The sequence below is a fragment of the Dryocola clanedunensis subsp. sulfonylureivorans genome, from assembly GCF_016756775.1.
Taxonomy (GTDB): Bacteria; Pseudomonadota; Gammaproteobacteria; order Enterobacterales; family Enterobacteriaceae; genus Dryocola; species Dryocola clanedunensis.
Genome location: NZ_JAERMU010000010.1, coordinates 94,824 through 114,391, shown reverse-complemented (window position 1 = coordinate 114,391; position 19,568 = coordinate 94,824). Strand labels below are relative to the sequence as shown.

The following is a 19,568-nucleotide window of genomic DNA, read 5'->3' as shown; positions in this document are numbered from 1 at the left end:
CAGGCGAGCAAGCCGGGTGCATGACATTACTCAGGAAGATGTCCCGCATCCACGACCAGTGAAGAGAGCGGTAGAGGATAACCAATCATATGGCCCTGCATGTAATCAATGCCAAGCCGTAAAACAGCTTCTTTTATCTCTTCGCTTTCCACATATTCCGCGACGACCTGCATCTTCTTCATTCTTGCCAGCTGACAGATTGACTCAACGATCTGATAGTCGAGGCTGCTGGTCAGGATGTTGCGGATAAAACTACCGTCAATTTTCAGCATATCCGCGTGGATATCTTTCATTCGCGAATAGCTGGCGTAACCCGTCCCGAAATCATCAATAGCGACCTTACAGCCCATGCGCTGAAGCGCGAAAAAGGTCTGATTGACCTGCTCAAGATTGGTCAGGGAATCGCTTTCCGTCACTTCAAAGAGAAGTTGCCATGGCTCAATTTTATACTGCTCAAGCAGTCCCTTTACCTCAGCAGGGAACTGCATTCGTCCGGCGGAAGCGGGTGTAAGATTGATGGCAAAACGACAGCCAGGCAGACGTTCACGATAGTTGTCCATAAACTGCAGCGTAGTTTCAAGCACCCAGCGATCTATCTTTGACGACAGGCCAAACTCATGGGCAACGGGCAAGAAGCTCTCCGGCAGGAAAACTGCGCCTTCACCGTCGTTCATGCGAATCAAAATCTCATGATAATTATCACCCCTCGCTCCCTCAATCCGCTGCGCCATCAGAATAAAATCACCGTTGTCGAGCGCGGACTGTAACCGGTTCATCATCGTGATTTTGTTCTTAACCGTGTTTTGTACCCGCTTCGAGCCCTGGTGCTGCAAACTTTCAGGATGAGAGGACTGCAATGACAGCTCTGCCATCGTGCTGAGTTCCCCCAGCAGAAGATATAAGTGACTGACGGGCTGGCGAACATCGCAATAACTGATGCCGACCTGTAGCTGTAACGGCACGCCATCCCAGATAAAGCGGAACTGTTTCACGCGCTGATCGATTAAGGCTATCCGTTCCTGATGCGTTTCACAGTTCAGCCGGACAGCCAGATCGTGCCCGAAAAGGTGATAAATCTTTTCTTCCTCATCCAGCACCGGACGCAAATATTCAGCAAGCTGCTGTTTGTACTTAATGCGTAGCAGTACCCCGTAATTGCGCCCTAACAACTCCAGCTCAGGCACGCTAAGGAAGACCAGGGTCATCACCGAGTAATGACTAATATCGTGATTCAGTGCCCGCAGATTGGGGATCATGACAACAGGGTCGATAAAGGCGGCCCGGTACGCTTTGGTATGCATACTGCGCTGACGCGTGCTGATCGCCGACATCATATAAATCGTCAGGGAGAACATGGCATAACTGGATGTCACGATGGCCAGGTGAAGCTGCAAACCTACATCCGAGGGCAGATAGTTATTAAATCCCCGGCAAAGAAGAATGAGAAGTGGCGTCCAAATAATGGTGATGAAATAGAGGCCATAGCGCGTAGCCCCCCATAGCATAACGGGTAAAAGTAACGTCAACGTATAGTCCGTCTTAAAGATCGAACCAGACGGGCCAACGGGTGATAAAAGTAGAGTGATGACCATGGCCATTAGCATTGACCAGAGCGCAAACTCCATCGTGGTAACCCCCTGGTGCGCCTGAGCACGCGTGCGCGACCAAAGGGATTTAAGAAACTGCGGATTACGGGCTATGCGGATAATGCAGTAAAAGAGCGGCAAACCAGTCAGGGTCCCGACTAATACGGCCTGAAAATTGATGAGCATCCGGGGCCGGAAAGGATTTTCTGCCATCAGCCCCTTCAGCGGTTCATACCAGCCAAAAAATACACCTATCTGGAAAATCATCACAAACAGGGCTGAATTGAACAGAACCAGCCAAAACATCCTTTGCAAAATCACCTGCAGGGAAGTGAAATCGATGCAGTGGCGTCGAGGTGAGAACACCCGATAGCCGCACAGGCTCAACGTAATGGGAAAAAGGAAATGGAAAATGGTCAGTAGCGCTACCCACTCCCCTTTTATAGGAATATACCGAATGAGCAGTGCCAGAACGATACCCGGTATTGCCGCCCATCCAAAGAGGATAGTCAGTGCGGTCATCAGGGCTAATGGCAGATAAATAAGGAAAACCCTACCGTCGTTTAATACAGTATTAGCATTACACCAGACGGCAAAGGGGAGCAGCAGACACGGCAGAACGAGAGGTAGCGCCCACCACTTATTTTTATACGTTCTGTACCAGTTCGCAACTTGCATAGATATTTGTCAGAAACCTGCCGGGTGAAGTTCAGAATGGGCTTCGGTTTGCCTGATTTGTAACCTTGTTATGAGGTGAAGGGTGATTTTAGTTAGGGTCTGACGATCAGAATTGATGCAGATCAATTTATGCTTAAAGTTGATCCAGGTTACAGAACTTTCCTGGATACTTAAAAACAAAATATCGCGATTTTAAATAAAGAATCGTTTATCTATCAGTCACAACCTGTCCGTTGACGCTATTTTACATGTTTCCGAATTGACCCAACCGCCGCGCTATGCCTAAATATCCCCGTCGCCCGCAGCTGTCGGGCAAACCCAGAGACCACTTGCGTGACACAGGTTACGAGTATGCGAAGACGACACCGGTTTAACGGCCGAATGACCCGCATTATTCTTCTTATCAGCTTCCTTTTCCTTTTTGGCCGTTTTGTCTACTCCTCGATTGGCGCCTGGCAGCATCACCAGGACAAGAAAGCAGACGCCCAGCAAAGCAGCCTCTCCGTGGATAACACCAACCGGTAACCCGCCCCCGTTAAGTAAAATAACGCTGTAGAAACAGCGGGCTTCGTCACGCCTGTCGTTCATCAATACCAGATAAAAAAACGGGTGGCACATGGCCACCCGGTTTATTTATGACGTGAGTTTTATTCCCACTCGATAGTCGCTGGCGGCTTGCCAGAGATATCGTAAACCACGCGGGAGATACCGTTAACTTCGTTGATGATGCGGTTGGAAACGCGGCCAAGGAAATCGTATGGCAGATGCGCCCAGTGCGCGGTCATGAAGTCGATGGTTTCCACAGCACGCAGGGAAACAACCCAGTCGTACTTGCGGCCATCGCCCATTACGCCAACGGAACGAACCGGCAGGAACACGGTGAACGCCTGGCTCACTTTGTTGTACAGATCCGCTTTGTGCAGCTCTTCGATGAAGATAGCATCCGCACGACGCAGCAGGTCACAGTACTCTTTCTTCACTTCGCCCAGCACGCGCACGCCCAGACCTGGCCCCGGGAACGGGTGACGATACAGCATGTCGTAAGGCAGACCCAGCTCCAGACCGATTTTACGCACTTCGTCTTTGAACAGCTCTTTCAGCGGCTCAACCAGACCCATCTTCATCTCTTTCGGCAGGCCGCCCACATTGTGGTGAGATTTAATGACGTGCGCTTTGCCGGTGGCGGAAGCCGCGGATTCAATAACGTCAGGATAGATAGTCCCCTGCGCCAGCCACTTCACATCTTCCAGACGCAGCGCCTCTTCGTCGAACACTTCAACAAAGACGCGGCCGATGGTTTTACGTTTGGCTTCTGGCTCATCAATACCTGCCAGCTGGGACAGGAAACGCTCTTCCGCAGGCACGTGAACGATATTCAGACCGAAGTGATCGCCAAACATTTCCAGAACCTGCTCGGCTTCGTTCAGGCGCAGCAGGCCGTTATCCACGAACACACAGGTCAGACGGTCGCCAATGGCGCGGTGCAGCAGCATGGCCGTGACGGAAGAATCCACGCCGCCGGACAGGCCCAGAATCACTTTGTCGTCACCCACCTGCTCACGCAGACGCACAATAGCATCTTCGATAATTTTTGCCGGGGTCCACAGCGCTTCACAGCCGCAGATATCCAGAACAAAGCGCTCCAGCAGACGCTGACCCTGACGAGTATGGGTGACTTCCGGGTGGAACTGTACGCCGTAGAAACGCTTCTCTTCGTTGGCCATGATGGCGAACGGACAGGTTTCGGTGCTGGCAACGGTCACGAAGTCAGACGGGATGGCCGTGACTTTGTCGCCGTGGCTCATCCAGACGTCCAGCAGCGGTTTGCCTGCGGCGCTCAGAGAATCTTCGATACCGCGAACCAGCGCGCTATCGGTTTTAACTTCAACCTGCGCATAACCAAATTCACGCTCGTTAGAGGCTTCTACGTGGCCGCCAAGCTGCATCGCCATGGTCTGCATGCCGTAGCACACGCCGAATACCGGGACGTCTGCGGTAAACACATATTCCGGCGCACGCGGGCTATTTTGCTCGGTGGTACTTTCCGGGCCGCCGGACAGGATAATGCCGCTTGGGTTGAATTCACGGATTTGTGCTTCAGTGACATCCCACGCCCACAGCTCACAGTAAACGCCCAGCTCACGTACGCGACGCGCTACAAGCTGAGTGTACTGAGAACCGAAATCGAGGATCAGGATGCGATGTTTATGAATGTTTTCCGTCATTGACGCTAATTCCGAGGCAAGTGAAACAGGGAAAGTAAATCGCCCGCGTGTGCGGGCGATGAAGAATCAGGAGCCCATACGGTAGTTCGGGGACTCTTTAGTGATGGTCACGTCGTGTACGTGACTTTCCTGGATACCCGCACCGCTGATGCGTACGAATTCCGCTTTGGTGCGCAGGTCGTCGATGGTAGCACAACCGGTCAGACCCATACAGGAGCGCAGGCCGCCCATCTGCTGGTGAACGATCGCTTTCAAATGGCCCTTGTAAGCCACGCGGCCTTCGATACCTTCTGGAACCAGTTTGTCTGCCGCGTTATCCGTCTGGAAGTAACGGTCAGAAGAACCTTTGGACATCGCGCCCAGTGAGCCCATACCACGGTAAGATTTGAATGAACGCCCCTGGTAGAGTTCGATTTCGCCCGGAGACTCTTCAGTACCGGCCAGCATGCCGCCAACCATGACCGCAGACGCGCCCGCAGCGATAGCTTTTGCGATGTCGCCGGAGAAACGAATACCGCCGTCGGCGATGACCGGAATGCCAGTGCCTTCCAGCGCTTCCACCGCGTCTGCTACAGCAGTAATCTGCGGAACGCCAACGCCGGTAACGATACGGGTAGTACAGATGGAGCCTGGACCGATACCTACTTTCACTGCGCTAACGCCCGCATCAGCCAGGGCACGAGCACCCGCCGCTGTCGCAACGTTGCCACCGATGATTTGCAGGTCAGGATATTTAGCACGGGTCTCGCGAATACGTTGCAGAACGCCTTCGGAGTGCCCGTGAGAGGAATCTATCAGCAGAATGTCCACGCCAGCAGCTACCAGAGCGTCGATACGCTCTTCGTTGCCTGCGCCTGCCCCTACGGCAGCCCCAACGCGCAGACGGCCCTGGTCGTCCTTACAGGCGTTTGGTTTACGCTCTGCTTTCTGGAAGTCTTTTACGGTGATCATGCCGCGAAGGTGGAACTGGTCATCAACGACCAGCGCCTTCTCAACGCGTTTTTCATGCATTTTTGAAAGCACCACGTCGCGTGCTTCGCCTTCTTTCACGGTCACCAGACGCTCTTTCGGCGTCATGTACACGCTAACAGGCTGATTTAAATCGGTAACGAAACGCACATCACGGCCGGTGATAATACCGACCAGCTCGTATTTCTCAGTGACTACCGGATAACCGGCAAAGCCGTTACGCTCGGTCAGCTCTTTCACTTCACGCAGGGTGGTGGTTGGCAGTACGGTTTGCGGGTCGGTGACCACGCCACTTTCATGCTTCTTCACACGCAGGACTTCTTCAGCCTGGCGCTCAATCGACATATTTTTGTGGATAAAACCAAGGCCACCTTCCTGAGCAAGCGCAATAGCCAGACGTGCTTCGGTCACGGTATCCATCGCTGCGGACAGCATCGGGATATTCAGACGAATAGTTTTGGTCAATTGGGTGCCGAGATCCGCCGTATTAGGCAGAACGGTGGAGTGAGCTGGAACGAGGAGAACGTCATCAAACGTCAGTGCTTCTTTGGCGATTCGTAGCATGGCAATATCTCAACCTGGGGTGAATGAGAACAGATAAAATATTGCCGCGGCATTATACAGAGCGTAATCGGTTGCATCCACACTTTTTTACCAAAAATCCTTGCCACTCGCGATATGGGAGGTACTATTGACCGAATAACCCGCTGATTTAAAATTTGATCCAGCTCACATGCCAATCGCAAATTCTCCTTCAATTTTTACTGTTACCCGTCTGAATCAGGCGGTCCGTTTGCTGCTGGAGCAGGAAATGGGACAGGTCTGGATCAGCGGCGAAATCTCCAACTTCAGCCAGCCCTCTTCCGGCCACTGGTACTTCACGTTGAAAGACGACACCGCTCAGGTTCGCTGTGCAATGTTCCGCAACAGCAATCGCCGGGTAACTTTTCGTCCGCAGCACGGGCAACAGGTTCTGGTTCGCGCCAATATCACGCTGTATGAACCACGCGGTGATTACCAGATTATTGTCGAAAGCATGCAGCCAGCGGGCGAAGGTCTGCTTCAGCAGCAGTACGAACAGCTCAAGCAGCGTCTGACAGCAGAAGGCCTTTTCGAGCAGCAGTACAAAAAATCCCTGCCCAGTCCGGCGCGTCAGGTCGGTGTGATTACGTCCAAATCCGGTGCGGCCCTGCACGATATTTTGCATGTCTTAAAACGCCGCGATCCTTCTTTGCCGATTATCATTTATCCCACCTCCGTTCAGGGTGCCGATGCCCCTGGGCAAATCGTCCGGGCCATTGAACTCGCCAACCAGCGCGCTGAGTGTGATGTGCTGATTGTCGGGCGCGGCGGCGGTTCGCTGGAGGATTTGTGGAGTTTTAACGACGAGCGTGTGGCCCGGGCTATTTTCGCAAGCCAAATCCCGGTCGTTAGCGCCGTAGGACATGAAACTGACGTCACGATCGCCGATTTTGTGGCGGATCTGCGTGCTCCAACCCCCTCGGCTGCCGCAGAGATTGTCAGCCGTAATCAGCTTGAATTGTTACGTCAGATCCAGTCGCAGCAAACGCGTATGGAGATGGCGATGGACTACTACCTCGCCCAGCGAACGCAGCGTTTCACTCGCCTTCAGCATCGCCTGCAACAACAACATCCTCAGCTTCGCCTGGCTCGTCAGCAGACCACGCTTGAGCGTTTGCAGCAGCGCCTGAACGCAGCAATGGAGACAAAGCTGCGCCGGACTTCTCAGCAGCAGCAGCGCCTTGCCCAACGCCTGAATCAGCAACAGCCGCAGGCGCGCATTCACCGTGCGCAGACACGCATTCAACAGCTGGAATACAGATTGTCGCAGATCTTGACGGCGCGGTTGAGCACCACGCGGCAGCGCTTTGGAACGGCACTGGCACAGCTGGAAGCCGTCAGCCCGCTGGCAACGCTTGCCCGTGGCTACAGCGTCACAACCGCAACGGATGGCAAAGTGCTGAAGAAGACAAAGCAGATTAAATCCGGAGATACGCTGACAACGCGCCTGGAGGATGGCTGGGTAGAAAGTCAGGTCACCGGTATTACACCGGTGAAGCCTGCCCGCAAGCGTAAGCCAGCGGCTAAAAGTTAGCGCTTACTGCGCGACGGGAACAAACTCGACGCGCTTTTTAGAAATCAATCCGTGGCCGTTCTGGCAGAAATAATCCACCGCGCCGCAGGCCTTCAACACTTCCAGCGGCTGATGGCAGTCCGGGCAGCGGGCTTCCAGCCTGAAATCCTGATTGCAGCTTTCGCAGTGGCCGCCGCCGTCGATTTCCTGCAGCTGCCTGTCGCAGATTGGGCAGTTCATGTCCATGACTCCTCCTCAAAGAAAACGGGAGCGCTTTGCTCCCGTTGTGTATTACTTGCTCTTCTTGATGTGCTTGATCAGGCGCTTACGCTTACGCATCTGGTTCGGCGTCAGGGTATTACGCTTGTTGGCAAACGGGTTATCCCCTTCCTTGAACTGGATGCGGATTGGCGTCCCCATGACGTCCAGCGACTTACGGAAGTAGTTCATCAGGTAGCGCTTGTAGGAGTCCGGCAGGTCTTTCACCTGGTTGCCGTGAATCACCACGATTGGCGGGTTGTAACCACCGGCGTGCGCATACTTCAGCTTCACACGACGACCGCGAACCAGCGGTGGCTGGTGATCTTCAGACGCCATGTTCATAATGCGGGTCAGCAGCGCGGTGCTTACACGACGTGTAGAACTGTCGTAGGCCTCACGTACTGATTCAAACAGGTTGCCTACGCCGCTGCCGTGCAGTGCGGAGATGAAGTGCACGCGGGCAAAGTCGATGAAGCCAAGGCGATAATCCAGCGTCTCTTTGACCTGCTCGCGAACTTCGTTACTGAGGCCATCCCACTTGTTAACCACAATCACCAGTGAGCGCCCACTATTGAGGATAAAGCCCAGCAGCGAGAGATCCTGATCGGAGATGCCTTCGCGGGCGTCAATCACCAGCAGCACGACGTTGGCGTCTTCGATAGCCTGAAGCGTTTTAATTACGGAGAATTTCTCAACGGTTTCAGTGATTTTGCCACGCTTACGCACGCCCGCGGTATCGATCAGTACGTATTCACGCTCGTCACGCTCCATCGGGATGTAGATGCTGTCACGGGTCGTGCCGGGCATGTCGTAAACGACGACGCGGTCTTCACCGAGGATACGGTTAGTTAGCGTTGACTTACCAACGTTCGGACGCCCGACGATAGCCAGCTTAATCGGCAGATCCTGAGGATTGAAAGCTTCCTCTTCTTCTTCCTCTTCGGCCTCGTCATCTTCGTTGACAATGCCGTTTTTCGCGTTGAATGCCGCCCAGTAGGCCGCATCTTCGTCAATCTCTTCTTCCGCTTCGCGCGGGTTCACTTCGTCGATGAACGGCATCAGCACGTGTTCGAGAAGCGTTGTCACACCGCGACCGTGGGAAGCCGCAATAGGATGAATTTCGCCCAGGCCAAGGGAGTAAAAATCAATGACGGCCTGATCCGGGTCCATCCCATCAGTTTTGTTCGCCACCAGGAAGGTTGGCTTCTGACGCGAACGCAGGTGTTTGGCGATGGCTTCATCGGCAGGCATCAGGCCCGCACGAGCATCCACCATAAACAGCACGACATCCGCTTCTTCAATCGCCAACAGCGACTGGGCAGCCATGTGCGTTTCAACACCGTCTTCCGTACCGTCAATACCGCCGGTATCGATAGCGATAAATTCGCGACCTTCCACTTCAGCACGACCATACTTGCGGTCGCGAGTCAGCCCCGGGAAATCCGCGACCAGCGCATCACGGGTACGCGTTAAGCGGTTAAACAACGTGGATTTTCCAACATTAGGGCGCCCGACAAGCGCAACCACAGGTACCATTATAAAAGCCTCATTACTCAATAATTCATCATCAAACGGCGCGCAAATGCGCCGTTTCTTAAAAACAGGAAACGGCTCCTGGAGATCAGGAACCGTTTCGAACTAGCCAACTACCCTGGCAAGTTTAGCGTTTGATCGAGTACAGCGTACCGTCTTTCGCCTGAATCAGCAGTTTATCACTGGCAACGACTGGCTCAGTCTGGAAGCCGGAGCCGTCCATTTTTTGCTGAGCAACAAAGCGACCATCGTCGGTGTTAATCCAGTGCATATAGCCTTCGCTGTCGCCGACAACCAGATAGCCATTGTACAGAACAGGTGCAGTCAGGTTGCGGTGCAGCAGATCGCTCTGCGTCCACAGCGTCACGCCGCCTTCTGCGTTCAGGGCAATCACGCGGTCGCTCTGATCCACCAGGAAGATACGGTTGGCATCCACGATGAAGTCGTTAACTGAACCCAGCTCACGCTTCCACATGATCTGGCCAGAGCGCAGGTCCAATGCGGTCAGGTTGCCGTTATAGGCCAGCGCGTACACTACGCCATTAACAATCACCGGCGTGGTATCCACATCGCTCAGGCGGTCAATTTCTGTTGCACCTGTTGCCTGGGAGATACGCTGTTGCCAAATCAGCTGGCCTTGTTTCATCAGGACTGCGCTGACGCGGCCGTTGTCACCGCCCACGATGGCTGCGCCAAACGCAACGGACGGAGCTGATTCACCACGCAGCGAAAGCGCTGGCATATCAAGGTTGACGGTCCAGACAACCGCACCGTCAGTTTCGTTCATCGCCTGCAGCTGACCGTTGCTGGTATGAATCAGCACCAGGCCATCGCTGACAACAGGACGGGACAACACTTCGCCCGCGGCCTTGCTTTGCCATGCGATGCTGCCGTCAGTGGTATTGAGCGCGAAGACCTGCGCTTTTTCGCTGCCGACATACACATGACCGCCATCAACCGTTACACCACCGGAAAGCAGTGCCGGGATATTGCGGGAGAAGAAGCCCGTTTTTTCGGACAAGTCGACAGACCAGACTTCTTTGCCATCATCCGCATTCACAGCTTTCACTGTTCCACGACGGTCAGCAGCAAAAACGGTGCTGTCCTGCCATGCCGGATGAAGGTTGGAGTAAAAATCACCAATTCCGTCACCGACCGAAGTGCTCCACACTTTTTCCGGTTCGAACTGGTTTTCAACCGTTGGCAGTGGAGACATTTTAACAACATCTTCTTCACCGCTGAACAATGAACAGCCGCTGAGCAGCGTCAGAGAAATCAGACCTGGCACAAGTAATTTACGCAATTGCATCGTGTCCCTCTTAGCTGGACAAATTATTAATTTTCATCTGCATCATTTCACGCAGTGCAGGAGAAGCGTCAGATTGTGCGCCCTTGCTCCACGCATCGCGCGCACCTTGCTTGTCCCCTTTACTGAGCAGCGCTTCGCCGCGCATATCCGCGACAATAGCAACCCAGCCTTCGCCTTTGATCCCTTCCAGGGTCTTCAGCGCGGCGTCAGCTTGTTTTAACTGGACCTGAACACGAGCCAGACGCAGGTTAATGAGCGCCTGAAGATTCGCATCTTTGGTTTTGGTCAGAGCCTGCTGCAGCTGCGCCGCAGCTTTGGCAAGATCATTTTTGTCCGCGTACTGCTGCGCCAGCTCAAGTGAGGTCAGTGCGCCGTAGGTATTGTCTGTCGCGGCAGCAAATTTTTCTGCAGCGCTGAGCGTTGCCGGTTGATCTGCACGCACGTTGCTGGTGACGGTCTGATATTCCAAAGAGGATGCCATGGCGGAATCAGCCTGATGGCTATTCCAGTAGCGCCAGCCCACCAGCGCGCCAATCCCCAGTACGACACCCACCACCAGCGCTTTGCCGTTTTCGGCAAAGAAGCGTTTTACCGCTTCAACCTGATCGTTTTCGTTCTCGTAAACTTCCACGCAGTCCTTCTCCTTAACGATTAATCACCGGGGAAATTAGCCCAGTAGCGCCTGTAGATGTGCCACCGCGTTGTGCTGTTCCACGGTTTGCTGCTCACCTGTGCGCAGATCCTTCACAACGACCAGGCCTTTAGCCACTTCATCTTCACCCAAAACCAGCGCGGCGCGAGCGCCCCACTTATCTGCGCGAATGAACTGTTTCTTGAAGTTGCCGCCGCCATAGTTGGTCATCAGCTTCAGTGCCGGGATCTGGTCACGCAGCTGCTCTGCTAACAGCATGGCAGCGGCCTGAGTTCCCTGACCCGACGATATCAGGTATATATCGACAACAGGTTCTGCTTTAAATTCAGGATTGATCGCCTGAACCAGTAAAACAAGACGCTCGAGACCCATCGCGAATCCAACTGCAGGTGCCGCACGGCCCCCAAGTTGTTCAACCAGACCATCGTAACGACCACCGGCACACACGGTTCCCTGGGAGCCGAGGCTGGTCGTCACCCATTCGAACACAGTACGGTTGTAATAGTCGAGACCACGTACCAGGCGCTGGTTCACGGTATAAGCAATACCTGCAGCATCAAGGTACTGGCACAGGCCAGCAAAATGTTCACGGGACTCGTCGTCGAGATAGTCACCCAACGCAGGTGCATTATCCAACAGCGCCTGCACTTCAGGATTTTTGGAATCCAGTACGCGCAGCGGGTTGGTATACATGCGGCGCTGACTGTCTTCATCTAATTTTTCTTTGAACTGCTCCAGGTAGGCAACCAGCGCTTCACGGTATTTTGCGCGTGCTTCCAGCGAACCGATAGAGTTCAGCTCAAGGCTAACGTGCTTATCAATACCCAGCGCACGCCACCAGCGAGCCGTCAGCATGATTAACTCGGCGTCGATGTCGGGCCCTTGCAGACCAAAGACTTCCACACCTAGCTGGTTGAACTGACGGTAGCGCCCTTTCTGCGGACGCTCGTGGCGGAACATCGGCCCGATGTACCACAAACGCTGTTCCTGATTGTACAGAAGACCATGTTCGATACCGGCGCGTACGCAGCCTGCAGTGCCCTCAGGGCGCAGGGTCAGGCTATCGCCATTGCGGTCCTCAAAGGTATACATCTCTTTTTCAACCACGTCGGTCACTTCACCAATGGCGCGTTTGAATAACGGGGTCTGCTCTACAATCGGCAAACGGATTTCACTATAGCCGTAGCTACCGAGTACCTGTTTGATAATGCCTTCAATACGCTGCCAGATGGCGGTTTCGCCCGGCAGGTAATCGTTCATGCCGCGAATGGCTTGAATATTTTTTGCCACGTTTGTTCTCTGTCGTTTTATACAAAAAATGAACCCGAAATCAGTTCCTTCGCTACTGCGAAAAAACCAGCGGGTTCAATCATACACGCAGAAGCCCTGTGCTTCCCATGTTTCGCGTTATTTTTCCAGTTGCTGGATGCTGATTCGCTGCTTCTCATCGAGCATACTGGCCTTGGCACGAATGCGCGCTTCAAGCTGAGCAATCATGTTGTCGTTGTCCATGCGCTCTTTCTGGCGTACGCCATCTTCGTAGAATCCGCTCTTTTTATTGCCGCCCGTCACGCCCAGGGTGGACACCAGCGCTTCACCAGGCCCGTTGACCACACAACCAATGATAGAAACGTCCATCGGCGTGATGATGTCTTCCAGGCGCTCTTCCAGCGCGTTAACGGTGCCGATCACGTCAAATTCCTGACGGGAGCAGGTTGGGCAAGCAATAAAGTTGATGCCACGGGCACGAATACGCAGAGATTTCAGGATGTCGAAACCAACTTTGATCTCTTCCACCGGATCGGCCGCCAGAGAAACACGCAGCGTATCGCCGATCCCTTCCGAAAGCAGAAGTCCCAGGCCGATAGCGGATTTCACGGAGCCGCTGCGGAAACCACCCGCTTCGGTGATCCCTAAGTGCAAAGGCTGATCGATCTGTTTTGCCAGCAAACGATAAGACTCCACCGCAAGGAATACGTCGGATGCTTTGACGCTGACTTTAAACTGATCGAAGTTAAGACGATCTAAGTGATCGACATGGCGCATGGCGGACTCAAGCAGTGCCTGAGGCGTTGGCTCACCATATTTCTCCTGGAGATCTTTCTCCAGAGAACCAGCGTTGACCCCAATACGAATAGGAATATTTTTGTCACGTGCGCAGTCAACCACCTGACGAATACGCTCTTCACTGCCGATATTGCCTGGGTTGATGCGCAGGCAATCAACGCCGTATTCGGCAACTTTCAGCGCAATGCGGTAGTCGAAGTGAATATCGGCCACCAGCGGAACATTAACCTGCTGTTTAATCAGTTTGAAAGCTTCAGCCGCGTCCATAGTAGGAACAGATACGCGAACGATATCCGCACCTACTCTTTCTAACGCTTTGATCTGATTGACCGTTGCTTCAACATCCGTGGTACGGGTGTTGGTCATGGACTGGACGGCGATAGGGGCCCCATCGCCGATTGGCACATTCCCGACGTAGATGCGCTTAGATTTTCTACGCTGAATCGGGTTTTCGTTATGCATGACAAGTCTCCACAATTACACGTCTCGCCGGTGGCGATTATTCCGCGCTGACGGTCAGACGGGCAACCTGGCTAGTTCTGATAAAGCGACTCAGATCGACAGGTTTACCCTGGAACTGAATCTGTACTGCTGCCGGAGCACCGATTTTTAACTTATACGGGGCCTGACCTACTAAATTTAAATTGCCGTCTTTACGCTGCATACCGCTGAACAGCTTTTTGCCCGTGGCGTCGGTCACTTCCAGCCAGCAATCTGCATTGAAGTTCATCACCAGCGCATTAGCATCTGCCGCAGGTTGCGTGGTAGCAGCCTGATCGGTAGGCAGAGTGGTCGCAGTACCTGGTGCTGGAGCCGTTTGTGCGGCATCAATCGGAGCCTGGCTCGGTGACACGACAGTGCCGTTATCCGCTGGTGTCTGTTGCGGCGCGGTCTGCGCTGTGCTGTCTACTGGTGCAGATTGACTCTCTGGAGCCGTTGTCGGCGCAGGCTGAGACGCCGTTGCATCAGGAGCAGCCGCAGCATCGCTACCTGTATTCAGCGGCACAGACTGACCAGCAGAGGTATTGCCTGCTGACAGCTCTGCGGAGGATTGATCTGCCATTGTTGAGATCTCTTCCTGCTGTGCTTTATGGTTTTGCCACCACCACGCACCCGTCAGGCCGATAACTACAAACAGAATCATCCAGGTAAAGCTCATTAACCAACCGTCACGCTTTTTACGGCGTTTACCCAGCGCAAAAGTCTGCATTGGGGCCACTTTTGCTGCCCTGATCGGAGCTTGTTTCTCCATCATCGGCAACAGTTCTTCCTCTGGAATATGCACCAGACGAGCGTAAGAACGGATATAACCGCGCAGGAACGTCGACGCCAGTTCAGCAGGCGCTTTGTCGTCTTCAATATCCCGAACGGTAGAAACCTTCAGACATAACCGTTCAGCCACGGCTTGCTGGCTGAGACCCAGTTGCTCACGCGCATTACGTAAACGAACGCCTGTGGTTTGTGCTGCATTTGTTTCTTGAGTGGCTTCAGTATTCATTAGCTACAACTGCTGGTACGGTTCAATTAGGAAATAGGCACGAGCCTGTAGTGCAGCTTATCAGCTGCGCTACAATCGCCCGAACCACGAGAATAATCTGGCACCTGAGGAGTCACTCCTCAGCCAATCGCGCCGGCATTGTCCACATTGGATGTTCATACACTGCCTGAAGCAACAGCGTTACTGATGCTTCTGTTAACCATAGACTGCATTTTTAAATGCTGTCGGCTGACGTTTCACAATGTCTGCTCAAACGCCCGGCGCTAAACTGTTGTTGTGCGGTTACATACTGCCTTAAAGCGCAAAGAAACGCACCGTAATTATTGCCCTGAATCAGGTACCGATTAACCAGACTCACTGATGGTTATCATTCGGTGGTTTTTTGCACCAGCCAGCGCCTGTTTTGCACTGGCTGGTCATAGGTAACTGCTAATCAGACTGCTTTAACATCAATTGGTTCACCCTGCATACGTTTACGCAGAGTTCGTTTGGTCCGGTCGATAACCTCACCCGCTAACTGACCACAGGCGGCATCAATATCATCACCACGAGTTTTACGCACGATGGTGGTGAATCCGTAGCTCATCAGTACTTTTGAGAATCGGTCTATGCGGCTGTTGGAGCTGCGCCCATAAGGTGCGCCCGGGAACGGGTTCCATGGAATCAGGTTAATTTTGCACGGCGTATCTTTCAGACATTCTGCAAGCTGGTGCGCGTGTTCGGTACCATCGTTAACATGATCAAGCAGCACGTACTCAACGGTGACGCGGCCTTGGTTGGCGTTGGATTTCGCCAGATAGCGACGCACGGCGGCCAGGAACGTTTCGATATTGTACTTTTTGTTGATCGGCATGATTTCATCACGAATATCATCCGTTGGCGCATGCAGAGAAATCGCCAGCGCCACGTCGATCATATCACCCAGCTTGTCCAGCGCAGGAACTACGCCAGAGGTCGAAAGCGTTACGCGACGTTTTGACAGGCCGAAGCCGAAATCGTCCAGCATGATTTCCATGGCCGGGACAACGTTGTTCAGGTTCAGCAGCGGCTCGCCCATGCCCATCATCACGACGTTAGTGATAGGCCGCACGCCGGTCTTTTTCTGTGCGCCAATAATTTTCGCCGCGCGCCAGACCTGACCAATAATTTCAGAAACGCGCAGGTTACGGTTAAAGCCCTGCTGCGCCGTGGAACAAAACTTACACTCCAGCGCACAACCAACCTGGGATGAAACGCACAGCGTGGCGCGGTCTTCTTCCGGGATATACACGGTTTCGACCAGCTGATCGGCGATCCTGATGGCCCACTTAATGGTACCGTCCGCGGAACGCTGCTCTTCCGCAACTTCAGGGGCGCGAATTTCGGCGACCTCTTTAAGCCTGTTGCGCAGAACCTTATTGATATCGGTCATCTCATCGAAGTCATCACTGCAGTAGTGATACATCCATTTCATGACCTGATCGGCACGGAACGGCTTTTCGCCCATTTCGGCAAAGAACTCGCGCAGCTGCTGACGGTTGAGATCCAACAGATTAATTTTTTCAGATTTACCAGGCACGACAGCGACTGGCGTCTGGGAGGTGACAGTTTGCTCAGACATAATTTTTTCCGGCCTCGTTGTTACACGTTACGGCCCCAGGAGGGTTAAAAAGAGACGCCCCGGAGAGATGGCTCATCCGGGGCGCAGCATTGTACAAATTCTATGGCACAGATGCCATGACTGAAAGCGGCTTCACCTAAATAAAATGTAAAGTCCTCTCACAGCAAACACTTATTAACGCGTGCGTGGGCACACTTCGCCTTCTGCGAAGAAGTAAGCGATTTCACGTGCAGCAGATTCCAGAGAGTCAGAACCGTGGGTGCCGTTCTCGGTGAAGCTGTCAGCGTAGTCTGCACGCAGAGTACCAGCCAGTGCGTTCGCAGGGTTAGTTGCGCCCAGGATATCACGGTGGCGCTGAACTGCGTTTTCACCTTCCAGCACGCTAACAACGATTGGGCCAGAAGTCATGAACGCAACCAGACCGTCGAAGAAAGGTTTGCCTTCGTGTTCAGCGTAGAAACCCTGAGCCTGCTCGGAAGTCAGGTGCAGCATTTTAGCGCCAACAATTTTAAACCCTGCTGCTTCAAAGCGAGCATAAATGTTACCAATAACGTTTTTTGCCACCGCGTTTGGTTTGATGATGGAAAAAGTACGTTCAATAGCCATGATTACCTCTGTGTTTGTTCTGTTTGTACCGGTTGCCCGGTTATGAATTGGCGCAGATTATAATGACCATCGCGGGCGTTGCCTATGGATGGAGATAACATTTCTTTAAAATAAGACTATTTTCGGCAACACTTTTTTCCCTAAGGGGCCAAAAAAGCAGTTTTTACCTACCTCAAGGTAAAGTTTGCCGCGGCAACCTGCCCCGCCTCATCCAGCACCAGAACCTGATAAGTGCCTGGTTTATCTAATGTCAGCGCCATCTCGTTAACGCTCTCGCCGACAGCGTCTCCGTTTAAGAACCACCAGCGTTTACCTTGTCCGCCCTGGCTGGTTAAGCGGAGCGGAAGCTCTGTCTGCCCCGGTAAGCGTTTTAAAATAGCGCCCTCACGCACGCCGAACAACAACAAAGGCGTAACCTCATCTTTCTGGATGGGTGGGCAAGTGACAGATACTGGCGGTAAACGTGCGGCCCTGCGTTCTGCTACGGGAAGCCACGGCTCCAGGGGCAGAGGCCAGAGTGAAATTGTTTTTTCAGCGGCTTCCGGGCAGTCTGCCGCCACCCGCTGCCCTTTGCCGTCCAGCCATATGATCCGCCGGGTTCCCTGAATGCTTTCCTGGCCCGGCGCCTGTAGCGTAGGCGGCTCGCTTTTATCCAGCAGCCAGCTCGACAACCTGCGGCGGCAATTGGCATCGCCGGCAGGCAGATTTTGCCCTCCGGGCCAACATATCTCCCCGGCTGAAACAGAGGCTGGCCGGGGATCGGCAGGCAACCGCGCCTGCTGGATACCCGAACTGGCCTGGAGCAGATTATTGACCTGATTAAGCAACGGCACGGCACTCCCAAGCCCAAACTGTCCCGCGACGGGCGTACTGTCTGGTCGCCCTGTCCAGACGCCGATGAGGTAGCGGGAATTCAGCCCTATCGCCCAGGCATCGCGATAGCCGTAGCTGGTTCCAGTTTTAAACGCCAAGGGCACGACGGCAGGTAAAGAGGAGTCCGGTTGCGGCAAAGCTTCACCCGCAAGAATCCGCCGGATTATCCAGGCCGCCCCTGGGGAAAGCAGTGGCCGATCAACCAGTGGCTGCCCTGGCTGGACACGAAGCTGCGCTGCCCGACCATGGCGGGCAAAAGCGCTGTAGGCGGCAACCATCTGGTCAAGACGCGCGCCGCCGCCGCCGAGAATCAGCGACAAATTAGGCTCACTGCCTACCGGGAAGCGGAGATCCAGCCCAACGTTTCGTAGCCTGGCAGCAAAACGTTTAGGTCCGTAGGCGTCCAGCACCTGCACCGCCGGCAGGTTCAACGAACGAACCAGCGCCTGGCTCATACTGACCGGGCCGTGGAAGCCGGTATCAAAATTACCCGGCCGATAGTCGCCAAACCGCCGGGGGACATCCTGAAGCAGCGACGAGGGATGGATCAGCCCTTCGTCAAGCGCCATTCCATAGACAAAGGGTTTCAGCACCGAGCCGGGTGAACGAATCGCCGTCACCATATCAACGTGCCCGAAGCGGCTATCATCACGAATATCCGCCGATCCCACCCAGCCGCGAACGGCCATGGTCGTGTGATCCACGACCAGCAGCGCCAGAGAAGAACGCGGGGGCAGTTGCCCTTTCCAGTTCAGCGCCAGCTCTTCAAGCTGCCTTTGCAGTGCGGCATCCAGCGTGGTGGTCATTTTCGCATCCCGTGTCCGTCCGGCGAGATAACGTGAAAACAGGGGGGCTAACTGCGGCATCTGGCGCGGAGCCAGCCAGACAGGCTCTTCCAGCGATTCGTTGACCTGCTTTTGTGTCCAGACGCCCTGCTCCGCCATGCGGTGCAGAACTTTGTTACGCGCGGCTTCAGCCCTTTCCGGCCAGCGGTCAGGACGCAGACGGCTGGGTGCCTGCGGCAAAACGGCCAGTAATGCCGCATCTGAATAGCTCAGCTGCGCCGGTGATTTACCCAAATACGCCCAGCTCGCCGCCCCTACGCCTTGCAGAGTGCCCCCAAACGGCGCGCGATTGAGGTAAAGCGTCAGGATCTGCTCTTTGGAAAGGTGCCACTCCAGCTGCATTGCCCGCCAGACCTGGCGAACCTTACCGCCAAATGTGCGGGGATGCGGATCGAGCAATCGCGCCACCTGCATGGTCAGGGTACTCCCCCCTGAGATCACTTCACCGCTGCGAAGATCCTGCCAGGCCGCACGAAGAATAGCGAAAGGGTTGATCCCGGGGTGATCCCAGAAGAAACGATCTTCATAGTTGATCAGTGCTTCCAGGTAACGAGGGGAAACCTCGGCGATCGTGACCGGATAGCGCCAGATTCCGTTCTCGTCGGCAAAGCGCCACAGAGGCGTACCGTCCGCTGCAACAACCACACGGGCGGGATGGACTTCCCTGAGAGGAAGCGGCCAGCATTTATCCGCCAGCCACATGCCCAGCACCAATAAAACCGGCACCACCGCAAAAAGATAGCGGCGGTGCCAGCGGGCTAATTTGATCAC

Annotated in this window: 15 protein-coding genes; 2 read left to right on the top strand and 13 right to left on the bottom strand. The window is 54.1% G+C overall.

Annotated elements, in window-relative coordinates:
• Positions 1-26: 26 nt before the first annotated feature.
• The gene (locus HYQ67_RS12390; protein ID WP_202303989.1) at positions 27-2,264 is read right to left on the bottom strand and encodes a sensor domain-containing phosphodiesterase; all 2,238 of its coding nucleotides are present in this window, start codon (positions 2,262-2,264) and stop codon (positions 27-29) included.
• A 333-nt stretch (positions 2,265-2,597) separates the two neighbouring features.
• Between HYQ67_RS12390 and HYQ67_RS12385 the strand changes: the two genes are divergently transcribed.
• Positions 2,598-2,789, top strand: a complete 192-nt coding sequence (locus tag HYQ67_RS12385) for a YfgG family protein (protein WP_202303988.1) — start codon at positions 2,598-2,600, stop codon at positions 2,787-2,789.
• Positions 2,790-2,911: 122 nt separating this feature from the next.
• On the opposite strand, the gene guaA is transcribed toward HYQ67_RS12385, so the two are convergent.
• Entirely contained in the window at positions 2,912-4,489 is a 1,578-nt protein-coding gene (gene guaA / locus HYQ67_RS12380; RefSeq protein WP_202303987.1) for a glutamine-hydrolyzing GMP synthase, read from the bottom strand.
• 66 nt (positions 4,490-4,555) lie between these two features.
• Positions 4,556-6,022, bottom strand: a complete 1,467-nt coding sequence (guaB, locus tag HYQ67_RS12375; protein WP_202303986.1) for an IMP dehydrogenase — start codon at positions 6,020-6,022, stop codon at positions 4,556-4,558.
• A 169-nt stretch (positions 6,023-6,191) separates the two neighbouring features.
• On the opposite strand from guaB, the gene xseA reads away from it, so the two are divergent.
• On the top strand, positions 6,192-7,574 hold the full coding sequence (xseA, locus tag HYQ67_RS12370; protein ID WP_202303985.1) for an exodeoxyribonuclease VII large subunit: 1,383 nt from the start codon (positions 6,192-6,194) through the stop codon (positions 7,572-7,574).
• Between the two features lie 3 nt (positions 7,575-7,577).
• On the opposite strand, the gene HYQ67_RS12365 is transcribed toward xseA, so the two are convergent.
• The 10 genes from HYQ67_RS12365 to pbpC form a co-directional block, all read right to left on the bottom strand.
• Positions 7,578-7,799, bottom strand: a complete 222-nt coding sequence (locus HYQ67_RS12365) for a zinc ribbon domain-containing protein (protein ID WP_202303984.1) — start codon at positions 7,797-7,799, stop codon at positions 7,578-7,580.
• 45 nt (positions 7,800-7,844) lie between these two features.
• Positions 7,845-9,350 carry a ribosome biogenesis GTPase Der gene (gene der / locus HYQ67_RS12360; protein ID WP_202303983.1) on the bottom strand — a complete coding sequence of 502 codons (1,506 nt, stop codon included), beginning with the start codon at positions 9,348-9,350 and terminating at the stop codon, positions 7,845-7,847.
• A 124-nt stretch (positions 9,351-9,474) separates the two neighbouring features.
• Complete coding sequence (gene bamB / locus HYQ67_RS12355) at positions 9,475-10,656, bottom strand: outer membrane protein assembly factor BamB (RefSeq protein ID WP_202303982.1); 1,182 nt, start codon at positions 10,654-10,656, stop codon at positions 9,475-9,477.
• A 10-nt stretch (positions 10,657-10,666) separates the two neighbouring features.
• Positions 10,667-11,287: a YfgM family protein gene (locus tag HYQ67_RS12350; RefSeq protein ID WP_202303981.1), complete on the bottom strand. Its 621-nt coding sequence runs from the start codon at positions 11,285-11,287 to the stop codon at positions 10,667-10,669.
• 36 nt (positions 11,288-11,323) lie between these two features.
• Positions 11,324-12,598 carry a histidine--tRNA ligase gene (gene hisS, locus HYQ67_RS12345; RefSeq protein WP_202303980.1) on the bottom strand — a complete coding sequence of 425 codons (1,275 nt, stop codon included), beginning with the start codon at positions 12,596-12,598 and terminating at the stop codon, positions 11,324-11,326.
• A 117-nt stretch (positions 12,599-12,715) separates the two neighbouring features.
• The gene (gene ispG / locus HYQ67_RS12340; protein ID WP_202303979.1) at positions 12,716-13,837 is read right to left on the bottom strand and encodes a flavodoxin-dependent (E)-4-hydroxy-3-methylbut-2-enyl-diphosphate synthase; all 1,122 of its coding nucleotides are present in this window, start codon (positions 13,835-13,837) and stop codon (positions 12,716-12,718) included.
• Between the two features lie 37 nt (positions 13,838-13,874).
• Positions 13,875-14,873: a cytoskeleton protein RodZ gene (rodZ, locus tag HYQ67_RS12335; protein ID WP_202303978.1), complete on the bottom strand. Its 999-nt coding sequence runs from the start codon at positions 14,871-14,873 to the stop codon at positions 13,875-13,877.
• 433 nt (positions 14,874-15,306) lie between these two features.
• Entirely contained in the window at positions 15,307-16,473 is a 1,167-nt protein-coding gene (gene rlmN / locus HYQ67_RS12325; RefSeq protein WP_202303977.1) for a dual-specificity RNA methyltransferase RlmN, read from the bottom strand.
• 174 nt (positions 16,474-16,647) lie between these two features.
• Entirely contained in the window at positions 16,648-17,079 is a 432-nt protein-coding gene (gene ndk / locus HYQ67_RS12320) for a nucleoside-diphosphate kinase (RefSeq protein WP_202303976.1), read from the bottom strand.
• A 167-nt stretch (positions 17,080-17,246) separates the two neighbouring features.
• Positions 17,247-19,568 (bottom strand): peptidoglycan glycosyltransferase PbpC, encoded by a 2,322-nt coding sequence (gene pbpC / locus HYQ67_RS12315; RefSeq protein ID WP_202303975.1) that lies wholly within the window; start codon positions 19,566-19,568, stop codon positions 17,247-17,249.